The organism is Natranaerovirga pectinivora, from assembly GCF_004342165.1.
GTDB classification, from domain to species: domain Bacteria; phylum Bacillota; class Clostridia; order Lachnospirales; family DSM-24629; genus Natranaerovirga; species Natranaerovirga pectinivora.
Genome location: NZ_SMAL01000007.1, coordinates 140,914 through 163,403 on the forward strand (window position 1 = coordinate 140,914; position 22,490 = coordinate 163,403).

37 protein-coding genes are annotated in these 22,490 nt (G+C 34.0%); 34 read left to right on the forward strand and 3 right to left on the reverse strand.

The window, feature by feature from the left end:
* Positions 1–128 precede the first annotated feature (128 nt).
* From rpsG to tuf, 3 genes are all read left to right on the forward strand, one after another.
* Positions 129–599: a 30S ribosomal protein S7 gene (gene rpsG / locus EDC18_RS10670; RefSeq protein WP_132253012.1), complete on the forward strand. Its 471-nt coding sequence runs from the start codon at positions 129–131 to the stop codon at positions 597–599.
* A 247-nt stretch (positions 600–846) separates the two neighbouring features.
* Positions 847–2,937 carry an elongation factor G gene (gene fusA, locus EDC18_RS10675; protein ID WP_132253013.1) on the forward strand — a complete coding sequence of 697 codons (2,091 nt, stop codon included), beginning with the start codon at positions 847–849 and terminating at the stop codon, positions 2,935–2,937.
* Between the two features lie 102 nt (positions 2,938–3,039).
* Positions 3,040–4,233: an elongation factor Tu gene (tuf, locus tag EDC18_RS10680; RefSeq protein ID WP_132253015.1), complete on the forward strand. Its 1,194-nt coding sequence runs from the start codon at positions 3,040–3,042 to the stop codon at positions 4,231–4,233.
* Positions 4,234–4,304: 71 nt separating this feature from the next.
* On the opposite strand, the gene EDC18_RS10685 is transcribed toward tuf, so the two are convergent.
* The 3 genes from EDC18_RS10685 to EDC18_RS10695 are packed head-to-tail and all read right to left on the reverse strand — an operon-like array spanning position 4,305 to position 6,190.
* Positions 4,305–5,297, reverse strand: coding sequence for a DUF4097 family beta strand repeat-containing protein (locus EDC18_RS10685; protein WP_132253017.1), 993 nt, complete (start codon positions 5,295–5,297; stop codon positions 4,305–4,307).
* Between the two features lie 18 nt (positions 5,298–5,315).
* Positions 5,316–5,873: an HAAS signaling domain-containing protein gene (locus EDC18_RS10690; RefSeq protein WP_132253019.1), complete on the reverse strand. Its 558-nt coding sequence runs from the start codon at positions 5,871–5,873 to the stop codon at positions 5,316–5,318.
* Positions 5,870–6,190 (reverse strand): PadR family transcriptional regulator, encoded by a 321-nt coding sequence (locus EDC18_RS10695; protein ID WP_132253021.1) that lies wholly within the window; start codon positions 6,188–6,190, stop codon positions 5,870–5,872. The genes EDC18_RS10690 and EDC18_RS10695 overlap by 4 nt, the downstream gene beginning before the upstream one ends.
* Positions 6,191–6,868: 678 nt before the next feature.
* Between EDC18_RS10695 and rpsJ the strand changes: the two genes are divergently transcribed.
* The 31 genes from rpsJ to EDC18_RS10850 all read left to right on the forward strand — a co-directional run bounded on the left by rpsJ (position 6,869) and on the right by EDC18_RS10850 (position 22,411).
* Positions 6,869–7,180: a 30S ribosomal protein S10 gene (gene rpsJ, locus EDC18_RS10700; RefSeq protein ID WP_132253023.1), complete on the forward strand. Its 312-nt coding sequence runs from the start codon at positions 6,869–6,871 to the stop codon at positions 7,178–7,180.
* Positions 7,181–7,270: 90 nt separating this feature from the next.
* Positions 7,271–7,900: a 50S ribosomal protein L3 gene (gene rplC, locus EDC18_RS10705; RefSeq protein ID WP_132253024.1), complete on the forward strand. Its 630-nt coding sequence runs from the start codon at positions 7,271–7,273 to the stop codon at positions 7,898–7,900.
* A gap of 29 nt (positions 7,901–7,929) precedes the next feature.
* A complete protein-coding gene (rplD, locus tag EDC18_RS10710) occupies positions 7,930–8,550 on the forward strand; it encodes a 50S ribosomal protein L4 (RefSeq protein ID WP_132253026.1) in 621 nt (206 codons plus the stop codon).
* On the forward strand, positions 8,550–8,849 hold the full coding sequence (gene rplW, locus EDC18_RS10715; RefSeq protein ID WP_132253027.1) for a 50S ribosomal protein L23: 300 nt from the start codon (positions 8,550–8,552) through the stop codon (positions 8,847–8,849). Before rplD ends, rplW begins: the two co-directional genes overlap by 1 nt.
* A gap of 62 nt (positions 8,850–8,911) precedes the next feature.
* A complete protein-coding gene (gene rplB / locus EDC18_RS10720) occupies positions 8,912–9,745 on the forward strand; it encodes a 50S ribosomal protein L2 (RefSeq protein ID WP_132253029.1) in 834 nt (277 codons plus the stop codon).
* A gap of 44 nt (positions 9,746–9,789) precedes the next feature.
* Positions 9,790–10,071 carry a 30S ribosomal protein S19 gene (gene rpsS, locus EDC18_RS10725; protein WP_132253031.1) on the forward strand — a complete coding sequence of 94 codons (282 nt, stop codon included), beginning with the start codon at positions 9,790–9,792 and terminating at the stop codon, positions 10,069–10,071.
* Between the two features lie 38 nt (positions 10,072–10,109).
* On the forward strand, positions 10,110–10,496 hold the full coding sequence (gene rplV, locus EDC18_RS10730; protein WP_132253032.1) for a 50S ribosomal protein L22: 387 nt from the start codon (positions 10,110–10,112) through the stop codon (positions 10,494–10,496).
* Between the two features lie 11 nt (positions 10,497–10,507).
* Positions 10,508–11,164, forward strand: coding sequence for a 30S ribosomal protein S3 (rpsC, locus tag EDC18_RS10735; RefSeq protein ID WP_132253034.1), 657 nt, complete (start codon positions 10,508–10,510; stop codon positions 11,162–11,164).
* Positions 11,164–11,604 carry a 50S ribosomal protein L16 gene (gene rplP, locus EDC18_RS10740; protein ID WP_132253036.1) on the forward strand — a complete coding sequence of 147 codons (441 nt, stop codon included), beginning with the start codon at positions 11,164–11,166 and terminating at the stop codon, positions 11,602–11,604. The genes rpsC and rplP overlap by 1 nt, the downstream gene beginning before the upstream one ends.
* Positions 11,591–11,800 carry a 50S ribosomal protein L29 gene (rpmC, locus tag EDC18_RS10745; protein ID WP_132253037.1) on the forward strand — a complete coding sequence of 70 codons (210 nt, stop codon included), beginning with the start codon at positions 11,591–11,593 and terminating at the stop codon, positions 11,798–11,800. Before rplP ends, rpmC begins: the two co-directional genes overlap by 14 nt.
* A gap of 22 nt (positions 11,801–11,822) precedes the next feature.
* Complete coding sequence (gene rpsQ, locus EDC18_RS10750; protein ID WP_132253039.1) at positions 11,823–12,080, forward strand: 30S ribosomal protein S17; 258 nt, start codon at positions 11,823–11,825, stop codon at positions 12,078–12,080.
* A 27-nt stretch (positions 12,081–12,107) separates the two neighbouring features.
* The gene (gene rplN, locus EDC18_RS10755; protein WP_132253041.1) at positions 12,108–12,476 is read left to right on the forward strand and encodes a 50S ribosomal protein L14; all 369 of its coding nucleotides are present in this window, start codon (positions 12,108–12,110) and stop codon (positions 12,474–12,476) included.
* A gap of 13 nt (positions 12,477–12,489) precedes the next feature.
* A complete protein-coding gene (gene rplX / locus EDC18_RS10760; RefSeq protein WP_243115114.1) occupies positions 12,490–12,816 on the forward strand; it encodes a 50S ribosomal protein L24 in 327 nt (108 codons plus the stop codon).
* A 22-nt stretch (positions 12,817–12,838) separates the two neighbouring features.
* Complete coding sequence (gene rplE, locus EDC18_RS10765; RefSeq protein ID WP_132253042.1) at positions 12,839–13,378, forward strand: 50S ribosomal protein L5; 540 nt, start codon at positions 12,839–12,841, stop codon at positions 13,376–13,378.
* A 14-nt stretch (positions 13,379–13,392) separates the two neighbouring features.
* Positions 13,393–13,578: a type Z 30S ribosomal protein S14 gene (locus tag EDC18_RS10770; protein ID WP_132253044.1), complete on the forward strand. Its 186-nt coding sequence runs from the start codon at positions 13,393–13,395 to the stop codon at positions 13,576–13,578.
* 29 nt (positions 13,579–13,607) lie between these two features.
* A complete protein-coding gene (rpsH, locus tag EDC18_RS10775) occupies positions 13,608–14,009 on the forward strand; it encodes a 30S ribosomal protein S8 (protein ID WP_132253046.1) in 402 nt (133 codons plus the stop codon).
* Between the two features lie 34 nt (positions 14,010–14,043).
* Positions 14,044–14,586, forward strand: a complete 543-nt coding sequence (rplF, locus tag EDC18_RS10780; RefSeq protein WP_132253047.1) for a 50S ribosomal protein L6 — start codon at positions 14,044–14,046, stop codon at positions 14,584–14,586.
* A gap of 18 nt (positions 14,587–14,604) precedes the next feature.
* Positions 14,605–14,973 (forward strand): 50S ribosomal protein L18, encoded by a 369-nt coding sequence (rplR, locus tag EDC18_RS10785; protein ID WP_132253049.1) that lies wholly within the window; start codon positions 14,605–14,607, stop codon positions 14,971–14,973.
* A 16-nt stretch (positions 14,974–14,989) separates the two neighbouring features.
* Complete coding sequence (gene rpsE, locus EDC18_RS10790; RefSeq protein ID WP_132253050.1) at positions 14,990–15,499, forward strand: 30S ribosomal protein S5; 510 nt, start codon at positions 14,990–14,992, stop codon at positions 15,497–15,499.
* Between the two features lie 12 nt (positions 15,500–15,511).
* Entirely contained in the window at positions 15,512–15,694 is a 183-nt protein-coding gene (gene rpmD / locus EDC18_RS10795) for a 50S ribosomal protein L30 (RefSeq protein ID WP_132253052.1), read from the forward strand.
* Positions 15,695–15,723: 29 nt separating this feature from the next.
* Positions 15,724–16,164 carry a 50S ribosomal protein L15 gene (rplO, locus tag EDC18_RS10800; protein ID WP_132253054.1) on the forward strand — a complete coding sequence of 147 codons (441 nt, stop codon included), beginning with the start codon at positions 15,724–15,726 and terminating at the stop codon, positions 16,162–16,164.
* Between the two features lies 1 nt (position 16,165).
* Positions 16,166–17,449, forward strand: coding sequence for a preprotein translocase subunit SecY (gene secY / locus EDC18_RS10805; RefSeq protein WP_132253055.1), 1,284 nt, complete (start codon positions 16,166–16,168; stop codon positions 17,447–17,449).
* A gap of 149 nt (positions 17,450–17,598) precedes the next feature.
* The gene (locus tag EDC18_RS10810) at positions 17,599–18,231 is read left to right on the forward strand and encodes an adenylate kinase (RefSeq protein ID WP_132253057.1); all 633 of its coding nucleotides are present in this window, start codon (positions 17,599–17,601) and stop codon (positions 18,229–18,231) included.
* A 4-nt stretch (positions 18,232–18,235) separates the two neighbouring features.
* Positions 18,236–18,988: a type I methionyl aminopeptidase gene (gene map / locus EDC18_RS10815; RefSeq protein ID WP_132253059.1), complete on the forward strand. Its 753-nt coding sequence runs from the start codon at positions 18,236–18,238 to the stop codon at positions 18,986–18,988.
* A 13-nt stretch (positions 18,989–19,001) separates the two neighbouring features.
* Positions 19,002–19,271 (forward strand): KOW domain-containing RNA-binding protein, encoded by a 270-nt coding sequence (locus EDC18_RS10820; RefSeq protein WP_132253060.1) that lies wholly within the window; start codon positions 19,002–19,004, stop codon positions 19,269–19,271.
* A gap of 16 nt (positions 19,272–19,287) precedes the next feature.
* Positions 19,288–19,506, forward strand: coding sequence for a translation initiation factor IF-1 (gene infA / locus EDC18_RS10825; RefSeq protein WP_132253062.1), 219 nt, complete (start codon positions 19,288–19,290; stop codon positions 19,504–19,506).
* Positions 19,507–19,592: 86 nt separating this feature from the next.
* The gene (rpmJ, locus tag EDC18_RS10830) at positions 19,593–19,706 is read left to right on the forward strand and encodes a 50S ribosomal protein L36 (RefSeq protein ID WP_132253064.1); all 114 of its coding nucleotides are present in this window, start codon (positions 19,593–19,595) and stop codon (positions 19,704–19,706) included.
* 226 nt (positions 19,707–19,932) lie between these two features.
* Positions 19,933–20,301, forward strand: a complete 369-nt coding sequence (gene rpsM / locus EDC18_RS10835) for a 30S ribosomal protein S13 (RefSeq protein ID WP_132253066.1) — start codon at positions 19,933–19,935, stop codon at positions 20,299–20,301.
* Between the two features lie 21 nt (positions 20,302–20,322).
* Positions 20,323–20,718 carry a 30S ribosomal protein S11 gene (gene rpsK / locus EDC18_RS10840; RefSeq protein ID WP_132253067.1) on the forward strand — a complete coding sequence of 132 codons (396 nt, stop codon included), beginning with the start codon at positions 20,323–20,325 and terminating at the stop codon, positions 20,716–20,718.
* 23 nt (positions 20,719–20,741) lie between these two features.
* Positions 20,742–21,368, forward strand: coding sequence for a 30S ribosomal protein S4 (gene rpsD, locus EDC18_RS10845; RefSeq protein WP_132253069.1), 627 nt, complete (start codon positions 20,742–20,744; stop codon positions 21,366–21,368).
* Positions 21,369–21,451: 83 nt separating this feature from the next.
* Entirely contained in the window at positions 21,452–22,411 is a 960-nt protein-coding gene (locus EDC18_RS10850; protein ID WP_132253071.1) for a DNA-directed RNA polymerase subunit alpha, read from the forward strand.
* Positions 22,412–22,490 lie beyond the last annotated feature (79 nt).

A 22,490-nucleotide genomic window follows, 5' to 3' on the forward strand; every position in this document is an offset into this window, starting at 1 on the left:
GCCAGGTAAAGCATTCTATACCTGTATGGTTGCAGGATTATATATATATAGTAAGCAAAAACCAGGCACGATCACACAGTGTGAGTACCGAAGATTTAATTCTATTAATTGATTAAGGAGGGAAGACCGTGCCACGTAAAGGACATATTCCAAAAAGAGATGTATTACCAGATCCATTATACAACAACAAAGTGGTTACAAAGCTAGTTAATAACATTATGTTAGATGGTAGAAAAGGAATTTCTCAAAAGATAGTTTACGGTGCATTTGCAAAAGTTGCTGAAAAAACAGGCAAAGATGCACTTGAAGTATTCCAAGAGGCTATGAATAACATAATGCCAGTTCTAGAAGTTAAAGCTAGACGTGTTGGTGGTGCTACTTACCAAGTACCTATGGAAGTAAGACCAGACAGAAGACAAGCATTAGCGTTACGTTGGATAACACTTTATTCACGTCAACGTGGAGAAAAAACTATGATTGATCGTCTTGCAGGAGAACTTATGGATGCTGCTAACAATATGGGCGCTTCAGTTAAGAAAAAAGAAGATATGCACAAAATGGCAGAAGCTAATAAAGCATTTGCACATTACAAATGGTAATTTGGAAGTATTGATTTGAAACTTGCTTGCAAGGATTTAAAATAATACTTTTAACGAAACTTATAGAGCTTACATCAGTAGGAGATATAAGTTGAGTCTTTTGTAATAGAAATAATTAATTAAGTTTATACTAATTCTTGAGCACAATAGTAATATTGTGCAAAAAGGATTTTAACTAATGATAAACAACATCGAAACGAAAAATTAATGGTCACATATGTGTACGAAATATTAAGGAGGAATTACCTTGTCAGGAAGACAATTCCCACTAGAGAAGACTAGAAATATTGGTATTATGGCACACATTGACGCAGGAAAAACAACGTTAACTGAACGTATTTTATTCTATACAGGACGTAGCCACAAAATCGGTGAAACTCACGAAGGTGCTGCAACTATGGACTGGATGGAACAAGAGCAAGAAAGAGGTATCACAATTACTTCTGCTGCAACAACTTGTTCTTGGTTAGAGAATAGAATAAACATTATTGATACACCAGGCCATGTTGACTTTACAGTTGAAGTTGAACGTTCTTTACGTGTATTAGATAGTGCAGTTGGTGTTTTCTGTGCCAAAGGTGGAGTTGAGCCACAATCAGAGACAGTATGGCGTCAAGCTGATAAATATAAAGTACCTAGAATGGCATTTGTAAATAAAATGGACATTATGGGTGCAGATTTCTACAATGCTGTAGAAATGATGAAAGATAGATTAGGTGCTAATGCAGTACCAATCCAATTACCAATTGGAAAAGAAGAAGATTTCCTTGGTATTATTGACTTAATCAAAATGAAAGCATATATCTACAAAGATGAATTAGGTCAAGATATTTCTGAAGAAGATATTCCAGCAGATATGCAAGATGAAGCTGATGAGTATCGTTTAGCTATGGTTGAAGCCATTGCAGAAACGGATGAAGATCTAATGATGAAATATTTAGATGGTGAAGAATTAAGTGAAGAAGAATTAAAAGCTGCACTTAGACTAGCTGTTATAAATGTTCAAATCATCCCAGTTATGTGTGGATCTGCATACAAAAATAAAGGGGTTCAAAGATTACTTGATGCTGTTATTGCATATATGCCAGCACCAGTAGATATCCCACCAATCAAAGGTATATTACCAGATTCATTAGAAGAAGCAGATAGACCTTCATCAGATGAAGAGCCTTTCTCTGCATTAGCTTTTAAAATCATGGCTGACCCATTCGTTGGAAAACTTGCTTTCTTTAGAGTTTACTCTGGAACACTTAACTCAGGTTCTTATGTATTAAACTCAACAAAAGATAAAAAAGAGCGTGTAGGTCGTATACTACAAATGCATGCTAACAAAAGAGAAGAAATTGATAAAGTTTACTCAGGAGATATTGCTGCTGCAGTAGGTTTAAAGATTACAACTACAGGTGATACTCTATGTGATGAAAAGGCTCCTATTATATTAGAGTCTATGGATTTCCCAGAGCCAGTTATCTCTGTTGCTATCGAACCAAAAACAAAAGCATCTCAAGAAAAAATGGGTATAGCTTTACAAAAATTAGCTGAAGAAGATCCAACTTTTAAAACATTCACTGATGAAGAAACTGGTCAAACAATTATTTCTGGTATGGGTGAGCTTCACCTTGAAATTATCGTAGACCGTATGCTTCGTGAATTTAAAGTTGAAGCTAATGTAGGTCAACCACAAGTTGCATACAAAGAAACAATTACAAAAGCTGTTGACGTTGATGGAAAATTCATTCGTCAGTCAGGTGGACGTGGACAATACGGACATTGTAAAGTTAAATTTGAGCCAATGGATGTTAACTCAGAAAAAAGTTATGAGTTCGTTAATTCAACTGTTGGTGGAAGTATTCCTAGAGAGTATGTTCCAGCTGTTGATAACGGTATCCAAGAAGCAATGCAAAGTGGTAACATCGCTGGATATCCTGTATTAGGTATTAAAGCGAATGTTTATGACGGTTCATACCATGATGTTGACTCATCTGAAATGGCATTTAAAATAGCTGGATCTATGGCTTTTAAAGAAGCTATGAAAAAAGGTGAAGCAACTTTAGTAGAACCAATTATGAAAGTTGACGTAATCGTTGCTGAAGAATACATGGGAGACGTTATTGGAGACATTAACTCTCGTCGTGGACGTATCGAAGGTATGGAAGCGAGAAATGGTGCACAACTTATCAAAGGTTATGTTCCATTATCTGAAATGTTTGGATACGCAACAGACTTACGTTCAAAAACTCAAGGTAGAGGAAATTACTCAATGCAATTTGATCATTATGAGCCTGTACCAAAGGGTATTCAAGAAAAAATTATTTCTAATAAAGCTAAAAATGACTAATATTAGAAAAAACTTGAAATTATACTGCTTTTAAAATATAATGTATAATGAATAAAGAAAAAATATGGCATATCGCCTATATATATTAAGGAGGAATTATCAATGGCTAAAGCTAAGTTTGAAAGAACTAAACCACACGTTAACATTGGTACAATTGGACACGTTGACCATGGTAAAACTACATTAACAGCTGCGATTACTATTACATTAAATAAGAGATTAGGTACTGGGGAAGTTGTAGCATTCGATAAAATCGATAAAGCTCCAGAAGAAAGAGAGCGTGGAATCACAATTTCTACTTCTCACGTTGAGTATGAAACTGAAAACAGACACTACGCTCACGTAGACTGCCCAGGACATGCTGACTATGTTAAAAATATGATCACTGGTGCTGCTCAAATGGACGGAGCTATCTTAGTAGTTTCTGCAGCAGATGGTCCAATGCCACAAACTCGTGAGCATATCTTACTTTCTCGTCAGGTAGGTGTTCCATACATCGTTGTTTTCTTAAACAAATGTGATATGGTTGATGACGAAGAGTTATTAGAATTAGTAGAAATGGAAGTTAGAGAGTTATTAAGCGAATATGACTTCCCAGGTGATGATACACCAATCGTTAAAGGATCTGCTTTAAAAGCATTAGAAGATCCAAGCAGTGAGTGGGGAGACAAACTTCTTGAATTAATGGCAGAAGTAGACTCTTACATCCCATCTCCAGAAAGAGATATTGACAGACCATTCCTTATGCCTGTTGAGGACGTATTCTCAATCACAGGACGTGGAACAGTTGCAACTGGTAGAGTAGAGCGTGGAACACTTCACGTATCTGACGAAGTTGAAGTTATCGGTATCGTAGAAGAGAAAAGAAAAGTAGTAGTTACTGGAGTAGAAATGTTCCGTAAATTATTAGATTCAGCTCAAGCTGGAGATAACATCGGTGCATTACTTCGTGGGGTTCAAAGAACTGATATTGAAAGAGGTCAAGTATTAGCTAAGCCTGGTTCAATTACACCACATACAAAATTCAAAGCTCAAGTATACGTTCTTAAAAAAGAAGAAGGTGGACGTCATACGCCATTCTTCACAAACTATCGTCCACAATTCTACTTCAGAACAACTGACGTAACTGGTGTTTGTAACTTACCAGACGGAGTAGAAATGTGTATGCCTGGAGATAATATCGAAATGTCAATCGAGCTTATCAATCCAATCGCTATGGAAAAAGGTTTACGTTTCGCTATCCGTGAGGGTGGAAGAACTGTAGGCGCTGGTTCAGTAGCTGATATCGTAGAGTAATCTATAATAAGAATATAATTCGTAAGATTTATATAGAAAAAGCATCCAATTTATTGGATGCTTTTTTCATGTTAATAAGTAATATCTAAATTTCCGGATACTGAATTTGCTTTAATGCTTAAGTTAGAGGGGTTATTTCCAATAACACCTGACATTTGCCTTTTCCCTTGTGTCCTATATACCATAGAAAACTGGTTATTGAATTTACCAGAGACAGTACTAAAGTCAAGGTCAAACTCACTGCTGGCAGGCAATTTAAGATTGGTTTTACCAGAAGTTGTTTTGATCACAATATTATTATTAAAAGTTTCAATAGTGCCATGTAAATTCCCTGATACAGAAGAGAAGTTTAGTTTGCCTGGATTTCCTGAAAGGGTAGCATTCCCTGATGTTGTACTGATTTCTGTAGAATTACTTTTTATATTAGATATTTCAATTCTACCTGATACAGAACGAAAATATATAGAATCACATATTACTGAGGTTTTAAATCTTCCAGAAGTAGTGTAATAATTAATATCAGTTGCTTCTATATTATAAGCAGTAAGATTACCTGAAGTTGATTTGAAACTAAAGTTATTGAAATGGTAATCCATTATACTAACAGAGCCAGATATTGTAGACACATCTAAGTTACCCATATAACTAGTAGGTAAGTAAATATCAAGAACAGTATTGTTACGAGTAACAGTATTGGTAATAGACTTAGGATATTCAAAGGCTATATTTACTGTTGTGTTAGATTCTGACACCTTAAGGGTTGGAATGCTTTTTTCATTGTTTGTGGTTATGGTACCATGATAATGAACTCTTCCAACAGTATCTTCTGTATTAATAAAATTAATTTTAGTACTTACGCTATTAATATTAAGGTCAACTAATTCTTCTAGGGAAAATAAAATCTCCTCTTCTACATCATAAGTGGTTCCACCTAAAACAGCATTAAAAGCATTATTTAAAGTAAAGCCACCTGATAAGAAAAAGAAAGCACTACCAATGGTTAAAGAAAGAATCATAACAATCAATAAAGACACACTTACCTTTTTTAAATTCATTTTAGACATAAAATACCTCCGCACCTATTAATTTTTTATTTTAATAACTTTAATATTCCATCTTAAGTAACCAAGGGCTAAATCATAGAACCACTTAGATAGACTGTATACCCCAATGAGTGAAAGTAAACCCAAGGATGTAGTAAATATAGAATAAAACACAAATCCAGTAGACTGAAAGAAGTCGTTAAAGTTAAATAAGGATGTAAAGAAAGAAACTAAACCCATTCCTGTAATAGAAATAGCTGCTGCAAATAAAGATATTATTAAGATAAGCATTATCATAAAGGGCCATATGCCAATTAACAAATTAAAGAAACCAAGGCCTAATGCTGCCATAATGGCACCTATGATACTAGATAATGATTTTTTTGTTTCTGCTTCTTTGATTAGTGTTTCTACTTTAAACTGCTTTGCCAATTGTTTTGGAGAACCTAATGCCTTTATAATTTCTTCTTCGGATTTTCCTTCTAAAAGGCCTAATCTAAAATGTTCCCTGTAGTCAAATAAGATTTCCTCTTTATCATCGTTATTAATATTGCCTAATGATTCTTCTAGTAAAGATAAATATTCTTTTTGTGTCATTCTTTTTCTCCCCCTTTAATAATTAGATCAACGCCCTTTGAGAAACTAATCCACTCATTCTCTAAACTTACAACAGTTTCTTTTCCTTGTTCTGTTAGTTGATAATACTTTCTAGGCGGTCCCTCATTTGACTCTTGTAAATAGGTTGTTAAGTAACCACCATCTTTTAGTCTTTTTAACAGAGGATAGATGGTCCCTTCAGAAATAACTATATTTTTAGAGATTTCATTTACAAGTTCATAACCATAACAGTCTTTTTTGGATAGAATGGATAGAACGCAAAGCTCAATAACGCCTTTTTTAAATTGGATATTCATTTGTCACCTCCAGTAGGTTTAACAAAAATAAAGTGCATACCATATATTGACAAATATATAATATCACAAGCTACCTTAGAATGCAAGGTACTAAAAATATTTATATGCTATGTATATGCATTGGATGGAAGAATGTTTCTTATTATAAATAGATGAATTATGATATAATAATTAAAAATTAAATATTTTTTATTGGGTACTGGCGATTAGAAAGTATACAATACTTTCTACTCTTTGCTGTGGTTAATCATAAGGTAATCAAAAGAGATGGTTTTTTTAATTAATAAAGCTAATAATCACAAAGGTGAGTTTTGATTACATTATTTATAACTACCGATGCTTAAATAATAGGATAATTTTAGTGTTTTTAAGTAAAAAATTTATGTCAAAAAAAATTAAAAAAAAGATAAAAAAACACTTGAAATTAATAAAACAATGATGTATACTAAGTAATGTTGTGACATTGATAGCAATGAAGTGTGAGGTTGCCGATGTAATCGGGTATAATTCCACAGAGCGAATGTCAAGTTCAATGAAACTGGCGACAAGTCACTGTACAATTTATTCAATGCAAATATAGCAAAGAGTGCTGCGTGGGTGTAAGGACACACACGGAGGGATGTACAGTCACCACTTGTCGTACTGATTAAATAGTGCGAAAAGGAGGCGACTTTTTTTATGGCAAGTCAAAAAATGAGAATCAACTTAAAAGCTTACGATCATCAATTAATCGATCAAAGTGCGATGAAAATTATCGAAACAGCAAAGAAAACTGGAGCTCAAGTTAGTGGACCAATTCCATTACCTACTAGAAAAGAAATAGTGACGATTCTTAGAGCGGTACATAAGTACAAAGACTCTAGAGAGCAGTTTGAGCAAAGAACGCATAAAAGATTAATTGATATTTTAATGCCAACAGCTAAAACAGTTGACGCATTAATGAGACTAGAGCTACCTGCAGGGGTAGACATCAAAGTAGATATGAAGTAAGTCCTTTGAGGTTTATATATATGTATAGGCCATCTAGGATGATTACATGAAAAGTGTAATCCGCTGTAGATTATTAGGAGGTGTAAGGAAATGAAAAAAGCAATTTTAGCTAGAAAAATAGGTATGACACAAATATTTGACGAAGAGGGCATATTAACTGCTGTAACAGTATTAGAAGCAGGTCCTTGCGAAGTTGTTCAAGTAAAAACTGTTGAAAATGATGGATACAGTTCAATTCAAGTTGGATTTGATGACAAGAAAGAAAAACTTATCAACAAACCAATTAAAGGACATTTCGATAAAGCAGGTGTATCTTACAAAAGATTTGTAAAAGAATTTAGATTTGATAATGCTGCTGAATACGAAGTTGGAAATGTTATCAAAGCAGATGTCTTTGCAGCAGGTGATAAAATTGATGCAACAGGTACTTCTAAAGGTAAAGGTTTCCAAGGTGCAATAAAAAGACACGGATTATCAAGAGGTCCAATGTCTCACGGTTCTAAATATCACCGTCATGCAGGATCAATGGGATCTTCATCATTCCCAAGTAAAGTATTTAAAGGTAAAAAATTACCAGGTCATATGGGAGCTCAAAAAGTTACTGTTCAAAACTTAGAAATAGTAAGAATTGATGCTGAAAAGAACTTAATCCTTGTAAAAGGTGCGGTTCCAGGACCTAAAAAATCAATCGTAACACTTAAAGAAAGTGTTAAAGCATAATTAACGCTTGAAGGAAGGAGGAATTACAGATGGCTACAGTATCTGTGTACAATATGCAAGGAACACAAGTTGGAGAGTTAGAACTTAATGATTCTATATTTGGTGTAGAGGTTAATGAACACCTTATGCATCAATCAGTAATTCAACAACTTGCAAACAAACGTCAAGGGACACAAAGTGCAAAAACACGTGCTGAAGTACGTGGTGGTGGAAGAAAACCATGGAGACAAAAAGGAACAGGACGTGCTAGACAAGGATCAATCCGCTCTCCTCAATGGACAGGTGGTGGTGTTGTATTTGCACCAAAACCAAGAGATTATTCATTCAAATTAAACAAAAAAGAAAAAAGAGCTGCTTTATTATCAGCGTTAACTACAAGAGTTTTAGCTAATAAAATCGTTGTTCTTGATGAATTAAAATTTGATGAAATCAAAACTAAAAATATGAAAGCTGTATTAGACAACTTAAAAGTTAATAAAGCACTAGTTGTTTTACCAGACAATAACCAAAACGTTGTTTTATCAGCAAGAAACATACCAAATGTAAAAACTGCATTTACAAACTCTATAAACGTATATGATATTTTAAAATATGATACATTTATAGTGACTAAAAATGCTGTTGCTACAATCGAGGAGGTGTACGCATAATGGCAGATTTAAAATACTATGATATCATCCTCAAGCCTGTTGTTACAGAAAAAAGTATGGAAGCTATGGGAGAAAGAAAATATACATTTTTAGTTCATCCACAAGCTAACAAAATCCAAATCAGAGAAGCTGTAGAAAAAATGTTTGAAGGAACTAAAGTTAAAAAAGTTAATACTTTAAACAACGATGGAAAAGCTAAAAGAAGAGGAATGACAGTAGGTAAAACAGCAAAAACAAAAAAGGCTATTGTGCAATTAACTGAAAACAGTAAAGACATAGAATTTTTTGAAGGAATGTAATTCATTTTAAATAGAACACGCTCGGATGCGTTGAGTTATAATTATTGAAAGGAGTGAAAAAAATGGGAATAAAATCATTTAACCCATATACCCCTTCTAGAAGACATATGACTAGTTCATCTTTTGAAGAAATTACTAAAAAGACTCCAGAGAAGTCTCTTACAGTAACTATCAAAAAAAATGCTGGTCGTAACAACCAAGGGAAAATCACAGTAAGACATCGTGGTGGCGGTACAAGAAGAAAGTACAGAATCATCGATTTTAAAAGAAATAAAGATAGTATTCCAGCTGTAGTAGTTGGTATTGAATACGATCCAAATAGAACAGCAAACATAGCATTAATTCAATACGCTGATGGAGAGAAAGCATATATTTTAGCACCAATTGGATTAAAAGTTGGCGCTAAATTAATGAATGGTCCACAAGCTGAGATTCGTGTTGGAAACTGTTTACCACTTGAAAATATTCCAGTAGGTACTAGTGTTCACAATATCGAAATGTTACCTGGTAAAGGTGGTCAATTAGTTCGTTCTGCAGGTAATGTAGCTCAATTAATGGCTAAAGAAGGTAGATATGTAACATTAAGATTACCATCAGGAGAAATGAGACTTATCCTTTCTAAATGTCGTGCGACGATTGGTCAAGTAGGAAATGCTGATCACGAGTTAATCACAATTGGTAAGGCAGGACGTAAACGTCATATGGGTATTCGCCCTACAGTTCGTGGTTCTGTTATGAACCCTAATGACCATCCACATGGTGGTGGTGAAGGTAAATCTCCAATCGGTCGTCCAAGTCCAATGACACCTTGGGGTAAACCAGCGATGGGTCTTAAAACTAGAAAGAAAAATAAGCCTTCTAACAAATATATCGTTAGAAAAAGAGGCAGTAAATAATAAGAATATAACATTCTATAGGATATTAAGGAGGTTAGTATGTTATGGCTCGTTCACTAAAAAAAGGACCATTTGCTGATGAATCATTACTTAAAAAAGTAAATGCTTTAAATGAAAGTGGTCAAAAACAAGTGATTAAAACATGGTCACGTCGTTCAACTATATTCCCAGAATTAGTAGGACATACAATTGCTGTTCATGACGGCAGAAAACACGTGCCAGTATATGTAACTGAAGATATGGTCGGACATAAATTAGGAGAATTCGTTTTAACAAGAACTTATAAAGGTCATGGAAAAGACGAGAAAAAATCTAGAGTTCGTTAATCAGTTAAAAAAGTTACCAATTGAAAGGAGGTCTAACCATGGCAAAAGGTCATAGATCACAGATAAAAAGAGCTAGAAATGAGAATAAGGATACTAGACCAAAAGCAAAGTTGTCTTTTGCTAGGGTTTCAACAACAAAAGCGGCGTTTGTTCTTGACGCGATTAGAGGTAAAGACGTAACTAGTGCTCTTGGTATTTTAGCTTATACTCCAAGAACAGGTGCTAAATTAATAGAAAAACTATTAAAATCAGCAGTTGCAAATGCAGAAAATAATAATGGGATGAACCCAGAAAACTTATATATAGATGAATGTTATGCGGATAAAGGTCCAACTATGAAAAGAATCAGACCTAGAGCTCAAGGAAGAGCTTATAGAATTGAAAAGAAATCTAGCCATATAACAATTATTCTTAATGAGAGATAAGGAGGTAAAGAATGGGACAAAAAGTTAATCCTCATGGCTTAAGAGTCGGTGTTATTAAAGATTGGGATTCAAAATGGTACGCGGAGAAAGATTTCGCGGATTTACTAGTAGAAGATTATAAATTAAGAGAATATATTAAGAAAACTTTATATACATCTGGAATTTCAAAAATTGAAATTGAAAGAGCTTCAGAAAGAGTAAAAATTTCTGTTCATACAGCTAAACCAGGTATTGTTATCGGTAGAGGTGGAAGTGCTATTGAAGAATTAAAAAATACACTTAAAACTATGACTGATAAAACAGTAATTCTTAACGTTGTAGAAATTAAAACTCCTGACAAAGATGCTCAATTAGTAGCTGAAAATGTTGCGCTTCAACTTGAGAATCGTGTATCTTTCCGTAGAGCGATGAAACAATCAATGGGAAGAACTATGAAAACTGGAGCAAAAGGAATCAAAGTTTCTGTATCAGGTCGTTTAGGTGGGGCTGAAATGGCACGTACTGAACACTATAGTGAAGGAACTATTCCTCTTCAAACACTTCGTGCAGATATCGATTACGGTTTTGCAGAAGCTGATACAACATACGGTAAACTTGGTGTTAAAGTATGGATATATCATGGTGAAGTTCTTCCAGGTCAGGCTAAAAAGGAAGGGAGAGATAACTAATGTTAATGCCAAAAAGAGTTAAACGTCGTAAACAATTCCGTGGCAATATGCGTGGTAAAGCTCTTCGTGGTAATCAAATTACTTACGGGGAATTTGGTATTGTAGCTACGGAACCATGTTGGATTACGTCTAATCAAATAGAAGCTGCCCGTATTGCAATGACTCGTTATATCAAACGTGGTGGTAAAGTTTGGATTAAAATATTCCCAGACAAACCGGTTACAGCTAAACCAGCTGAAACTCGTATGGGATCTGGAAAAGGTTCTCCTGAGTACTGGGTAGCAGTAGTAAAACCAGGCCGTGTTATGTTTGAATTATCTGGGGTACCTGAAGAAACTGCAAGAGAGGCACTTCGTCTTGCAACTCATAAGTTACCATTAAAGTGTAAAATTGTTTCTCGTGCAGAATTAGAAGGCGGTGATATCAGTGAAAAAAACTAAGTTTGTAGAAGAAGTTAACGGAAAATCAACAACTGAACTTAGAAAAGATTTAGTAGCTGCTAAGAAAGAATTGTTTAATTTAAGATTTCAGAACGCAACTAATCAACTTGATAATACAAGTAGAATAAAAGAAGTTAGAACGAATATCGCAAGAATTCAAACAATTATCACTGAGAAAGCAAAGGCTGCAGAGTAAAATCCGGAAGGGAGGAATAAACATGTCAGATAGAAACCTTAGGAAAATGCGTACAGGTAAAGTTGTTAGTGATAAAATGGATAAAACTGTTGTAGTAGCAGTAGAACGTAGTGTAAAACATCCATTATACAAAAAAGTAGTAAAAAGAACATACAAATTAAAAGCACACGACGAAAATAATGAATGTCGTATCGGAGATAGAGTAAGAGTAATGGAAACAAGACCATTATCAAAACAAAAAAGATGGAGACTTGTAGAAATTATGGAGAGAGCAAAATAATTTCTTTGCTGAAAGGAGGTTTAATCTATGGTTCAACAAGAATCGAGACTTAGAGTTGCTGATAACACTGGTGCTAAAGAAATTCTTTGTATTAGAGTGTTAGGTGGATCAACTAGAAGATATGCTAACGTTGGTGATGTAATCGTTGCTTCTGTTAAAGATGCAACACCAGGTGGTGTTGTAAAAAAAGGTGACGTTGTTAAAGCTGTAGTTGTAAGAACAAGAAAAGGTGTACGTCGTAAAGATGGATCATACATTAAGTTCGATGAGAACGCAGCAGTTATTATAAAAGATGATAAAAACCCAAGAGGAACACGTATTTTTGGTCCTGTTGCTAGAGAATTAAGAGAAAAATCATATATGAAAATATTATCATTAGCTCCAGAAGTATTATAAGGAGGTGTAACTTGTGGCAAAAATGAAAATCAAATCAGGTGATACAGTTCGTATTATTGCTGGTAAAGATAAAGGTAAAGAAGGCAAAATTATTAAAGTAGATAAAAAGAGCGAACGTGTTTTCGTTGAAGGCGCAAACATGATCACTAAGCACGCTAAACCAAGTGCGGCAAATCAACAAGGTGGAATCATTCAACAAGAAGGTGCAATCCACGCGTCTAACGTAATGTATGTTCATAAAAACAAACCTGTTAGACTTGGAGTAAAAGAAGTTGAAGGAAAAAATGGCCAAGTGAAAAGAGTAAGATTTGCTAAGTCTACTGGAGAAGTTATAGATTAAAACAGGAGAGGAGGTCATTTAATTGAGTAGAATTAAAGAAATATATAATACTGAAATTATTGACGCTATGGTTAAAAAATTCGGTTACAATAATAAATTAGCTGTACCTAAAATTGAAAAAATCGTTATCAATATGGGTGTTGGTGAAGCAAAAGATAATGCAAAAGCATTAGAAGGCGCTTTAAAAGATTTAGAAACTATCTCTGGACAAAAACCTGTAACGACTAAAGCTAAAAAATCAGTTGCAGCATTCAAGTTAAGAGAAGGAATGCCAATTGGTGCTAAAGTAACACTAAGAGGACAAAAAATGTATGACTTTATTGATCGTTTAATAAATTTATCATTACCTCGTGTACGTGACTTTAGAGGTGTTAACCCAAATGCATTTGATGGTAGAGGAAACTATGCATTAGGTATCAAAGAACAATTAATTTTCCCTGAAATAGAGTATGATAAAATCGATAAAATCAGAGGAATGGATATTATATTTGTTACTACAGCACAATCAGACGAAGAAGCACGTGAACTGTTAACATTATTTGGTATGCCATTCACAAAATAGTTAGGAGGGATTCCATGGCAAAAAAGGCGATGAAAATCAAACAACAACGTGAACCTAAGTTTTCAACACAAGCTTATAGCCGTTGTAGAATCTGTGGTCGTCCACATGCATATTTAAGAAAATATGGTATTTGCAGAATCTGTTTCCGCGAATTAGCCTATAAAGGACAAATTCCAGGAGTTAAAAAAGCAAGCTGGTAATAGTGATATAAAGGAAGGAGGCAATATCAATGACAATGAGCGATCCAATTGCAGATATGCTTACAAGAATTCGTAATGCTAATATAGCAAAACACGATACAGTAGACGTACCTGCATCAAAAATAAAAGTAGCTATTGCAGATATTCTTCAAAAGGAAGGTTACGTAAAAAATTACGAACTAATTGAAGATGCACATGTAAAAACAATACGTATTAAATTAAAATACGGTAGAGATAAAAGTGAAAAAGTTATTACAGGAATCAAAAGAATTTCAAAACCTGGTTTAAGAGTTTATGCAGGTAAAGATGAATTACCAAGAGTTTTAGGTGGACTTGGAACTGCAATAATTTCAACTAACAAAGGTGTTATTAGCGATAAAGAAGCTAGACAACAAAACGTTGGTGGAGAAGTTATAGCATTCATTTGGTAATTAATACAACTGTTAATTATAAGGAGGTGTATTTATGTCACGTATTGGTAAAATGCCAGTAGAAATACCTGCAGGAGTAGAAGTGAAAATTGCAGAAGATAACAAAGTGACAGTTAAAGGTTCTAAAGGAACCTTAGAAAAACAGTTACCAGTAGAAATGAGCGTTAAAGTTGAAGACAATCAAATAGTGGTAACAAGACCTAATGATTTAAAAAGAATGAAGTCTTTACACGGATTAACAAGAACTTTAGTAGCAAACATGGTTGAAGGTGTATCAAACGGATACCAAAAAATTCTTGAAATCAATGGTGTTGGATATAGAGCGGCAAAACAAGGCAATAAATTAGTATTATCTTTAGGATACTCTCATCCAGTTGAGATGGAAGACCCAGAAGGTATTGAAACTGTTTTAGAAGGACAAAACAAAATCTTTGTTAAAGGAATTGACAAAGAAAGAGTTGGTCAATTTGCAGCAGAAATTCGTTTTAAGAGACCACCAGAGCCTTACAAAGGTAAAGGGATTAAGTACTCTGACGAAGTAATCAGACGTAAAGAAGGAAAAACAGGTAAGAAATAGTAAAGGGGTGAAAACCACATGATCAATAAGCCATCAAGAGTATTGAATCGTCAAAAAAAGCATAGAAAATTACGTCATAATATCGTTGGAACAGCTACTAAGCCACGTTTAGCGGTATACAGAAGTAATGATAATATATATGCTCAAGTTATTGATGACATCGCAGGACATACATTAGTGGCTGCTTCAACAGTTGAAAAAGAAATCAAAGGTAAACTTGATAAAACAAACAATGTAGAAGCTGCAAATGTTGTTGGAGAAATCGTAGCTAAAAGAGCGTTAGATAAAGGCATTACAAAAGTAGTATTTGATAGAGGCGGATTTATTTATCACGGAAAGATCAAAGCATTAGCAGATGCAGCAAGAGAAGCTGGTCTAGAATTTTAAGCAAGGAGGGAAAATAATGAACCGTACAAAAATTGATGCTAGCAAATTAGAGCTAAAGGAAAGAGTAGTATCAATCAAACGTGTAACTAAAGTAGTTAAAGGTGGACGTAATTTCCGTTTTGCTGCTTTAGTAGTTGTTGGAGACGAGAACGGTCACGTTGGTGCAGGACTTGGTAAAGCAACAGAAATTCCTGATGCAATACGTAAAGGTATTGAAGATGCTAAGAAAAAACTTATCAAGGTAACTTTAGATGATAATGGAAGTATTACTCATGATTATCAAGGAGACTTTGGTAGTGCATCTGTATTATTAAAAAGAGCTCCTGAAGGTACTGGAGTTATTGCTGGTGGACCAGCACGTGCCGTGCTTGAGTTAGCAGGTATAAAAAACATTCGTACTAAATCTTTAGGGTCAAATAACAAGCAAAACGTTGTTATTGCAACAATTGCAGGTTTAAGACAATTAAAAACTCCAGAAGAAGTAGCTAAACTTAGAGGTAAATCCGTAGAAGAGCTATTAGGGTAGGGAGGTCGTAATATGGCTAGTAAATTAAAAATTACTTTAGTTAAGTCTACAATAGGTGCAATTCCTAAACACAGAGCTACAGCTGAAGCTTTAGGACTTACTAAATTAAATAAAACAGTAGAACAACAAGATAATGCTGCAATAAGAGGTATGGTTCAAAAAATCAACCACTTAGTAAAAGTAGAAGAAATTTAATAAAAATCTCGTAGCAAGGAGGTGTTAACATGAATTTGACAGAATTAAAACCAGCTGAAGGTTCTAGAGAAAGTAACTTCAGAAGAGGTCGTGGACACGGATCCGGTAATGGTAAAACGGCAGGTAAAGGTCATAAAGGTCAAAATGCTCGTTCAGGTGGTGGTGTAAGACCAGGATTTGAAGGGGGCCAAATGCCTTTATATAGAAGAATACCTAAACGAGGATTCAACAACAGAAACACAAGAGAAATTATCGGTATCAATGTAGAGGTACTAAACGTATTCGATAATGACGCTGTTGTTACAGTTGATCTTCTTAAAGAACAAGGTATTATCAATAACCCTAAAGATGGTGTTAAAATCCTTGGAAACGGTGAGTTAACAAAAAAATTGACAGTTAAAGTAAACGCATTCAGTAATACTGCTAAAGAAAAAATAGAAGCCGCTGGCGGGAAGGCTGAGGTGATTTAATATGTTTAAAACACTTCGAAATGCATATAAAATACCTGATTTAAGAAAAAGATTAATGTATACTTTAATGATGTTAGTAGTAATACGCCTAGGTGCTGTAATTCCAGTACCAGGCGTAGACGCTAGCATTATAAAAAATTGGTTTGACACACAAAATGAAATGTTTAGTTTATTTGATGCAATGACAGGTGGTGCTTTTGCAGATATGTCATTATTTGCAATGGGGATCATACCTTACATTACTGCTTCAATCATAATGAATTTACTTACAATAGCTATTCCTAAGTTAGAAGAGATTCAAAAAGAAGATGAAGATGGAAGACAAAAAATCAATAAGTATACTAGATATTTAACTGTAGCATTAGCATTAATCCAATCAACAGCTACAGCAATCGGTTTTGGTCGTGGTGGATTAATTAGACCATATAATACATTTAACGTATTAGTATTCATACTAGCGACAACAGCAGGTACTGCATTACTTATGTGGATTGGTGAGAGAATTACTGAAAAAGGAATTGGTAATGGTATTTCACTAATTATTTTAATAAACATATTATCACGTTTACCTATAGATATTAGAATAGTTTATAATCAAATTATTTTAGGAAATGAACTTATTGTTAATATACTTCTAATAACATTAGTTTTAGCTGTTTTTATTGCTATGGTAGCTTTCGTTGTTGCATTACAAGTTGGAGAAAGAAGAATACCAGTTCAATATGCTAAAAAAATGCAAGGAAGAAAAGCTGTAGGGGGACAATCAACACATATACCATTAAAAGTTAACACGGCAGGTGTTATTCCTGTAATCTTTGCTTCATCACTTCTTCAGTTCCCAGCTGTAATCAGACGGTTTTTTCCAGGGGAGCCTGCAGGTTTTTGGGCAAGATTTTTTGACTTTATAAATTATACAAACTGGACAGGTGCAATTCTATATGCTGTACTTATTATATTCTTTGCTTACTTCTATACTTCAATAACATTTAATCCTATTGAAGTTGCAAACAATATGAAGAAAAACGGTGGGTTTGTACCAGGTATTAGACCAGGAAAACCAACAATTGATTATTTAAATAAAATAGTTAATAATATAGTATTAGTAGGAGCTCTTGGGTTAACTATAATAGCGATTATACCAATTATTGTACAAGGTGCATATGCCTTACAAATTTCATTTTTAGGTACGTCATTAATTATCGTAGTTGGTGTTGCTCTTGAAACGGTTAAACAAATAGAAGCTCAGATGCTAATGCGTCACTATAAAGGGTTCTTAAAATCTTAAAAAACATAGTCGAGGATCGAAAATTTTATTTTCGGTACTCGACATCATACCATGTTTATGTTTTTTATATTCTATTTGAATTACATGCATAAATGTGGCAATAATGGTAATAGATTATTATAATGCCCTTAATAGCGTGGAGGTAGAAAATGAGAATTATTATGTTAGGAGCACCTGGCGCTGGTAAAGGTACTCAAGCTAAAAAAATAGCTGATAAATATCAATTGCCACATATTTCAACTGGTGATATATTTAGGGCTAATATTAAAAATGAAACAGAAATTGGGTTAAAAGCAAAAGAATATATGGATAAAGGACTTCTTGTTCCAGATCAAGTTGTTGTTGATCTTGTAGCAGATAGATTATTAAATGATGATTGTAAAAAAGGTTATATTTTAGATGGATTCCCAAGAACAACGCCTCAAGCCATTGCTCTTGATGAAGCTGTTGAAAGTATAGATTATGCAATCAACATAGAAGTTCCTGATTCTGAAATACTCAATAGAATGTCAGGAAGAAGAGTATGTTTATCCTGTGGAGCAACTTATCACATTGAAAGTAATCCAACTAAGGAAGAAGGTACTTGTGACGTTTGTGGTAGTGAAGTCGTTCAAAGAGACGACGATCAAGAAGAGACAGTTATAAAAAGATTAAGTGTTTATCATGAACAAACACAACCTTTAATTGACTACTATTCTGAAAAAGGAATTGTAGTGAATGTTGATGGAACTAAGATAATGGATGATGTAACTGAGGATATTATTAAAATTTTAGGAGCGTAATAATATGCCTATTTCTATAAAATCAAAAAATGAAATCGAACTAATGAGAGAAGCTGGCTTAATTGTTGCTAAGACTCATGAGTTACTAAAAAAAACTAGTGAACCAGGTATTTCTACTTGGGAATTAGATAAAATAGCTGAAGACTTTATAAAAAGTCATAATGCAACCCCGTCTTTTAAAGGATATATGGGTTATCCAGCATCAATATGTGCATCTATCAATAATGAGGTAGTACATGGGATACCTAGCAAGAATAGAATCTTAAAAGATGGAGATATAATATCTATTGATATTGGGGCTTTTTATAATGGATATCACGGTGATGCTGCAAGAACTTTAGCTATTGGAAACATTAGTGATGAAGCAAGTAAACTCATTAAAGTAACAGAAGAAAGTTTTTATAAAGGCATAGAATTAGCTAAAGAAGGATGTCACCTCTTTGAAATATCTGCAGCCATCCAAACATATGTTGAAGCTTATGGATATTCTGTTGTTCGAGATTTGGTAGGTCATGGTATTGGTCGTAAACTACATGAAGAACCTCAAATACCTAACTTTAAGCAAAAGGGTAGAGGCCCTAAGCTAGAAGCTGGCATGGTTTTAGCAATAGAACCAATGATCAATATGGGTCGTTATGAGGTGCGTTGGCTTGACGATGATTGGACAGTTGTAACAATGGATGGTTCTTTATCAGCTCACTACGAAAATACAGTGCTTATTACAGAAGAAGGCTATGAACTTCTTACAGTACTATAGCAGGGGTGAGAATATGGAAAACTTTCAAATTGGTCAAATTATAAAATCAAAAGCAGGTAGAGACAAAGATAGGTTATTCGTTATTATTGATATAAAAGGTGAGTATGTCTATTTGGTTGATGGTAATTTAAGAAAGTTAGAAAAACCAAAGATGAAGAAAATTAAGCATATTCAACCGACAAATAACATTGTAGAATCCATACAAGAAAAAATTATCAATGACCAAAAGATTTTAAATGCAGAAATAAGAAAAACCATACAGCTTTTTCAAACAGAAAATTAGTAAGGAGGTTGTTCGTTTGTCAAAGAAAGACGTCATAGAAGTAGAAGGAACTGTACTAGAGAAATTACCTAATGCAATGTTCCAAGTAGAATTAGAAAATGGTCATAAAGTTTTAGCACATATAAGTGGAAAGTTAAGAATGAATTTTATTAGAATCCTCCCTGGGGATAAAGTAACTATTGAAATGTCACCTTATGATTTAACTAAAGGAAGAATTATTTGGAGAGATAAGTAATAAAATAGTTGAAAAATAGCTAATAAAATGATAGAATACTCAAGGCACTTGTGTTAAACGGACTTTCATTGAAAGGAGAGATTATAGTGAAGGTTAGAGCATCCGTTAAACCGATCTGTGAAAAATGTAAAATCATCAAGAGAAAAGGTAGAATTAGGGTTATATGTGAAAACCCAAAACACAAACAAAAACAAGGTTAATTTTGATACAAATTTTCTAGTGTAAAAACGTAAAAATAAGTAAAAAAAACCTTGCAAATTATATGGTATTACTATATAATTAATATTTGTGTAAATATAATAAAAGCGGCTGCAGCGAAACACTTGGTATAGTTGTACTAGGTGGGGATAATGCTGATAGAAGATAAATGATTCATATTACAATTAAGTATCTAGAATATTCATTCAATGGAGGTGTAAAGTAAACATGGCTCGTATTGCTGGTGTTGATTTACCAAGAGAAAAACGTGTAGAAATCGGCCTTACCTACATTTATGGTATCGGAAGAGTAAGCTCTGTTCGTATTTTAAATGAAGCAGGTATCGATGTTAATACTCGTGTTAGAGATTTAACTGATGAAGAAGTAGCAAAAATCCGTGAAATCATTGATAAATCGCAAATGGTTGAAGGGGATTTAAGAAGAGAAATAGCCCTTAACATCAAAAGATTACAAGAAATCGGATGTTATCGTGGAATTCGTCATAGAAGAGGACTTCCAGTTCGTGGTCAAAAAACTAAGACTAATGCAAGAACTAGAAAAGGTCCAAGAAGAACAGTAGCTAATAAGAAAAAATAACCCATAAGGGAGGTTTGATGAATGGCAAAGAAAGTGTCCAAAAGAGCGACTAAAAAACGCGTAAAGAAAAATATAGACCGTGGACAAGCGCATATCCAATCCACGTTTAATAATACAATCGTTACTTTGACGGATACACAAGGTAACGCACTTTCATGGGCAAGTGCTGGTGGCTTAGGGTTTAGAGGCTCAAGAAAATCTACTCCTTATGCAGCGCAAATTGCAGCGGATACAGCAGCAAAAGCAGCAATGGTTCATGGTTTAAAAACAGTTGAAGTAATGGTAAAAGGTCCAGGATCTGGAAGAGAAGCTGCTATTCGTGCTTTACAAGCAGCTGGTTTAGAAGTAACAAGTATTAAGGATGTGACACCAGTACCACACAACGGATGTCGCCCACCAAAACGTAGAAGAGTTTAATGGTATAGGAGGTGTAATTAAAGATGGCTAGATATATAGGTGCAGTTTGTAGACTTTGTCGTAGAGAAGGTGGAAAACTATTCTTAAAAGGCGATAGATGTTTTACAGCTAAATGTGCAGTAGATCGTAGACCATATGCTCCAGGTCAACACGGTAAAAGCCGTAAAAAATTATCTGAGTATGGTTTACAATTACGTGAAAAACAAAAAGCAAAAAGAATTTATGGTGTATTAGAAACGCCTTTTAGAAATCTTTATGCAGAAGCAGATAGAAGAAAAGGTACAGCAGGGGATAACTTATTAATATTACTAGAAACTAGATTAGATAATATTGTATACCGTGGTGGATTAGGACGTTCAAGAACTGAAGCAAGACAAGTGGTTCGTCATAACCATATATTAGTAAATGGTAAAAGAGTTAATATTCCATCTTACCAATGTAAACCTGGTGATGTTATAGAAATTAGAGAAAAAACAAGAGGTATACAAAGATTTAAAGATATTATTGAAACAACTGGGTCTAGAATTACTCCAGAATGGTTAGAATCTGATAGAGAAAGTTTAACAATCAAAGTATCAGATGTACCAACAAGAGACCAAATTGATACAGTAGTAGAAGAAAGACTAATCGTAGAGTTATATTCTAAATAATCTATAAGAGTTAATAATTATTTGATTAGTAGAAAATGACTACCCTCAGAAAAAAGTAAACCAATTAAAGGAGGGTTCTTTAAGTGTTTGATTTTGAGAAACCAAAAATTGAAATTGCAGAGATATCTGAGGATAATAGATATGGAAAATTTATTATCGAACCTTTAGAAAGAGGATATGGTACTACACTTGGTAATTCATTAAGAAGAATTATGCTTTCTTCATTACCAGGGGCAGCTGTTAGCAGCGTAAAGATTGAAGGTGTACTTCATGAATTTAGTACGATTCCAAATGTTAAAGAAGATGTTGTAGAAGTCATAATGAATATTAAAAATATTGCTATTAGAAACAATAGCAGTAGTTCCGAGCCTAAAGTTGCGTACATTGAATTTGAAGGTGAAGGCGTTGTTACAGCAGGTGACATACAAGTAGATGCGGACATTGAAATTATGAATCCTGAACTAGTAATTGCTACTTTAAATGGTGGCGCAGATAGTAAACTCTTTATGGAGCTTGCTATTAACAAAGGAAGAGGATACGTTGGTTCAGATAAAAACAAACATAGTGATCAGTCTATTGGAGAAATAGCTATAGATTCTATTTTTACCCCAGTAGAGCGTGTTAATCTAATTGTAGAAAACACACGTGTAGGTCAAATAACTGATTATGATAAGTTGTCTTTAGAAGTATGGACAAATGGAACTCTAGGTCCTGACGAAGCTGTAAGTCTTGCTGCAAAAGTTCTTAATGAGCATCTTAACTTGTTTATAGATCTTTCAGAGAATGCTAAAAATGCAGAGATTATGGTAGAAAAGGAAGATAATGAAAAGGAAAAAGTACTTGAAATGAGTATTGATGAATTAGAATTATCTGTTCGTTCATATAACTGTTTAAAAAGAGCAGGTATTAATACTGTTGAAGAACTTATCAATAGAACACCAGAGGACATGATGAAAGTTAGAAATCTGGGACGTAAATCTTTAGAAGAAGTATTGGCTAAGTTAAAAGAGTTAAGCCTTGTTCTAAAACCAAGTGATGAATAAATATCAGGAATTATATAATATTAGGGGAAGCTCGCAGTAATATATTTGCGACCTTTCAAAAAGCAAAGGAGGTCTAGAG

Coding starts and splice junctions, on each gene's coding strand:
- tuf (WP_132253015.1), top strand. CDS start 3,040: ATGGCTAAAGCTAAGTTTGAAAGAACTAAACCACACGTTAACATTGGT.
- EDC18_RS10685 (WP_132253017.1), bottom strand. CDS start 5,297: ATGTCTAAAATGAATTTAAAAAAGGTAAGTGTGTCTTTATTGATTGTT.
- EDC18_RS10690 (WP_132253019.1), bottom strand. CDS start 5,873: ATGACACAAAAAGAATATTTATCTTTACTAGAAGAATCATTAGGCAAT.
- EDC18_RS10695 (WP_132253021.1), bottom strand. CDS start 6,190: ATGAATATCCAATTTAAAAAAGGCGTTATTGAGCTTTGCGTTCTATCC.
- rpsJ (WP_132253023.1), top strand. CDS start 6,869: ATGGCAAGTCAAAAAATGAGAATCAACTTAAAAGCTTACGATCATCAA.
- rplC (WP_132253024.1), top strand. CDS start 7,271: ATGAAAAAAGCAATTTTAGCTAGAAAAATAGGTATGACACAAATATTT.
- rplD (WP_132253026.1), top strand. CDS start 7,930: ATGGCTACAGTATCTGTGTACAATATGCAAGGAACACAAGTTGGAGAG.
- rplW (WP_132253027.1), top strand. CDS start 8,550: ATGGCAGATTTAAAATACTATGATATCATCCTCAAGCCTGTTGTTACA.
- rplB (WP_132253029.1), top strand. CDS start 8,912: ATGGGAATAAAATCATTTAACCCATATACCCCTTCTAGAAGACATATG.
- rpsS (WP_132253031.1), top strand. CDS start 9,790: ATGGCTCGTTCACTAAAAAAAGGACCATTTGCTGATGAATCATTACTT.
- rplV (WP_132253032.1), top strand. CDS start 10,110: ATGGCAAAAGGTCATAGATCACAGATAAAAAGAGCTAGAAATGAGAAT.
- rpsC (WP_132253034.1), top strand. CDS start 10,508: ATGGGACAAAAAGTTAATCCTCATGGCTTAAGAGTCGGTGTTATTAAA.
- rplP (WP_132253036.1), top strand. CDS start 11,164: ATGTTAATGCCAAAAAGAGTTAAACGTCGTAAACAATTCCGTGGCAAT.
- rpsQ (WP_132253039.1), top strand. CDS start 11,823: ATGTCAGATAGAAACCTTAGGAAAATGCGTACAGGTAAAGTTGTTAGT.
- rplN (WP_132253041.1), top strand. CDS start 12,108: ATGGTTCAACAAGAATCGAGACTTAGAGTTGCTGATAACACTGGTGCT.
- EDC18_RS10770 (WP_132253044.1), top strand. CDS start 13,393: ATGGCAAAAAAGGCGATGAAAATCAAACAACAACGTGAACCTAAGTTT.
- rpsH (WP_132253046.1), top strand. CDS start 13,608: ATGACAATGAGCGATCCAATTGCAGATATGCTTACAAGAATTCGTAAT.
- rplF (WP_132253047.1), top strand. CDS start 14,044: ATGTCACGTATTGGTAAAATGCCAGTAGAAATACCTGCAGGAGTAGAA.
- rplR (WP_132253049.1), top strand. CDS start 14,605: ATGATCAATAAGCCATCAAGAGTATTGAATCGTCAAAAAAAGCATAGA.
- rpsE (WP_132253050.1), top strand. CDS start 14,990: ATGAACCGTACAAAAATTGATGCTAGCAAATTAGAGCTAAAGGAAAGA.
- rpmD (WP_132253052.1), top strand. CDS start 15,512: ATGGCTAGTAAATTAAAAATTACTTTAGTTAAGTCTACAATAGGTGCA.
- rplO (WP_132253054.1), top strand. CDS start 15,724: ATGAATTTGACAGAATTAAAACCAGCTGAAGGTTCTAGAGAAAGTAAC.
- secY (WP_132253055.1), top strand. CDS start 16,166: ATGTTTAAAACACTTCGAAATGCATATAAAATACCTGATTTAAGAAAA.
- EDC18_RS10810 (WP_132253057.1), top strand. CDS start 17,599: ATGAGAATTATTATGTTAGGAGCACCTGGCGCTGGTAAAGGTACTCAA.
- map (WP_132253059.1), top strand. CDS start 18,236: ATGCCTATTTCTATAAAATCAAAAAATGAAATCGAACTAATGAGAGAA.
- EDC18_RS10820 (WP_132253060.1), top strand. CDS start 19,002: ATGGAAAACTTTCAAATTGGTCAAATTATAAAATCAAAAGCAGGTAGA.
- rpsM (WP_132253066.1), top strand. CDS start 19,933: ATGGCTCGTATTGCTGGTGTTGATTTACCAAGAGAAAAACGTGTAGAA.
- rpsK (WP_132253067.1), top strand. CDS start 20,323: ATGGCAAAGAAAGTGTCCAAAAGAGCGACTAAAAAACGCGTAAAGAAA.
- rpsD (WP_132253069.1), top strand. CDS start 20,742: ATGGCTAGATATATAGGTGCAGTTTGTAGACTTTGTCGTAGAGAAGGT.